This is a genomic window from Mucilaginibacter gossypii (assembly GCF_900100945.1).
Taxonomy (GTDB): Bacteria; Bacteroidota; Bacteroidia; order Sphingobacteriales; family Sphingobacteriaceae; genus Mucilaginibacter; species Mucilaginibacter gossypii.
In genome coordinates this window covers 1-2282 of sequence record NZ_FNCG01000042.1, presented here as the reverse complement: position 1 = coordinate 2282, position 2282 = coordinate 1, and the positions used below count along the sequence as shown (strand labels likewise).

General features: G+C 47.9%; 2 protein-coding genes and 1 rRNA gene. All 3 read right to left on the bottom strand.

Going from position 1 to position 2282, the window contains the following annotated elements:
• Positions 1-242: 242 nt before the first annotated feature.
• Positions 243-1310 carry an AAA family ATPase gene (locus tag BLS28_RS30425; protein WP_218134533.1) on the bottom strand — a complete coding sequence of 356 codons (1068 nt, stop codon included), beginning with the start codon at positions 1308-1310 and terminating at the stop codon, positions 243-245.
• 446 nt (positions 1311-1756) lie between these two features.
• Positions 1757-1996 carry a hypothetical protein gene (locus BLS28_RS30420; protein ID WP_090535008.1) on the bottom strand — a complete coding sequence of 80 codons (240 nt, stop codon included), beginning with the start codon at positions 1994-1996 and terminating at the stop codon, positions 1757-1759.
• A 206-nt stretch (positions 1997-2202) separates the two neighbouring features.
• Positions 2203-2282 (bottom strand): 5S ribosomal RNA (rrf, locus tag BLS28_RS31700); the annotation flags it as partial.

Sequence of the window (2282 nt, the reverse complement as noted above, 5' to 3'; positions counted from 1 at the left end):
TCCCGTTTTTACTACACCTAATCAGGTTTTTCAGGAAAGTGATTAGATAACGAATACTTATTTGTTGTCTAAGTATTCGTTGTGCAACGGCCACGTGTTGCGTGTGCTTCGCATGCTATATCTAATCATCACAAAACTTATAATCTTTTATTCGGATAATCATTCAGCCATAAAGAGCAGGCAACTCCAATAAGACACACGCGACACGCGTGCGCCAGCCGAAAGTTATTTACAGCGCCGATTTACAACTGGCTATTCAACATCCTGTTCACACTCCCCACGCTCAGGCCAAGCCGCTCCGCCACCTGCCGCTGGCTTAAACCTTCATCGCTTAATTTATTAGCCTCGCGGTGCATCCGTTCGCGTTCTTGCCTGGAGGCGTCGCGCAGGTGGTTTTTCTCGCAGTCATTGCCCGTAAAAACAAACTTTAAAAAGCCGTGATGCCGTTCCAGTTGGGCAAGGCATATATTGTCGGCACCATAAGTTTCGGCGGTGCTGCGCTGCTTAATCTGCTTTAAATAGCGCTGGCCGAGTACAGAGTGGCTTTCGCCCATGGCAAAAGCACTGTCGCAAAAATTGATGAGCATCTTACTGCCCTGCAAATCATTGCGGCTCAGCGGCAGCCGCGGGTTACGCTTAGGCGTATGGGCCAATACCAGGATACTCACGCCATGGCGGGTTTTAAGCTTTTTCAGTTCCTTCATCAGCAACAGGGCAGCCCCGGCGCTCTCGGTTCCGTTGCGCAGGCAGGTAATATTATCAATGATGAGCACTCGGGCGTCGGTACGCTTAATGCCCCGAGTTAAAGCTTCAATCACATACCTGTCCAGCTTTTGATAATGCGAGCTTGCGCGGTTAAACTGGTTGTATTCGCCGCGGTAAAATTCGGTGGCAAACTGATAACGGTTTTGGCCGTCGGTATAGCGTTGTTCAAACTGCTTGCCGGTAAGTTCAAAATCAATATACAACACCGGCGAGGCCTCGGCCCCAAGCGTAAAGGGAGCAATGGGTTCGCCCCGGGTAATGCTGTCGGCCAGTTGCACGGCCAGCAGGCTTTTGCCCATATTGGTATCGGCAAACAGGATGCACAGCTCGCCCTCCAGCCAGAAGTTGCCAAACAGCATTTGGGGCGTTTCGTGTTCAGTTTCCATAGCCATCCACTCATTGGCCGGGTAAATATCAAACAACTCAACCACGGCATCCGGGTCGGAGATCACCACCTCCCCCTTGCGCCCAAGCTTAGCCGCCGCTTCCCGCACCTCATTTTGAATCATTCGAATAACCAGGGGTTTTTCTGCAGTATGGTCCATAATTTGTCGCGCCCCTGTCCGGCCGCTCAAAAGCCCGAAACATCCATCGTTATTTGCCGCCAACCTGCCGGCAATCATGAAAGGCACTCAAATTTACCCACTAAAAAGCCCCCCAATGGTGGCAGCATTTTGTCAGTGTTCAATTTTTAAAAACCGGGTGTTCAACGTTCAAAAACCAATTTACATAACCAACTGATTATCAAATACAAGTTGTTCAAATCGCGATTTTGAACAGATTTACTAATCTATAAAACACTGATTATCAGGCGTTCAATTTTACAATAAAACACCAGGTGTTTACACTTTCAAAAATTGAACAGTACAATACAGGTAAGCGCCAATGCTCCGAAACCATCATTGCCCCCCACACAACCAGACACCCCAACAAACAAAAAGGCCCGCCAAACCCTGGCAGACCTTTTAAATTCTTCTACAAAATCAATCCCTTATTCCCTGCTCTTCTTCTTAGCAGGTTCAACATACTTTTCGCCAAGGGCTTCGAGGGCGGCGATGAGTTTTTTGCGTTCTACGGCATTATCAGGCACGGTAGCCAGCTTCTCGCGGCGGGCTTCCTCCACCTTGCGGATCTTCTCGTCAAAAGCCCTGTTGATTTTATCAAGCTCGGGCGTGGTATCCAGTTTTGCTATTTCTGCTTTAATTTGGGCTGCTAATTTTTCAAATTCCATGGGGCTATTTTTGGAAGCGCAAACATAAAAAAATCATCGTAAGTTATTGTTACCGCAATAAAAAGTATGCGTGTTAACTTGTAATTTTTTGTTGCCGCTGAAGCGCGCTATGGAGAGTATGACAGGCCTATGAAACGGCCAATAACGCAAAAAGCCTTAGTTATTAGCTAAGGCTTTTGCGATATTGCACCATTGAAAGTGATAAAGGGTGGCACCGACCTACTCTCCCACGTTTTACCGCAGTACCATCGGCTCTGGCGGGCTTGACTTCTCTGTTCGGAATGGG

Coding starts and splice junctions, on each gene's coding strand:
- BLS28_RS30420 (WP_090535008.1), bottom strand. CDS start 1,996: ATGGAATTTGAAAAATTAGCAGCCCAAATTAAAGCAGAAATAGCAAAA.
- BLS28_RS30425 (WP_218134533.1), bottom strand. CDS start 1,310: ATGGACCATACTGCAGAAAAACCCCTGGTTATTCGAATGATTCAAAAT.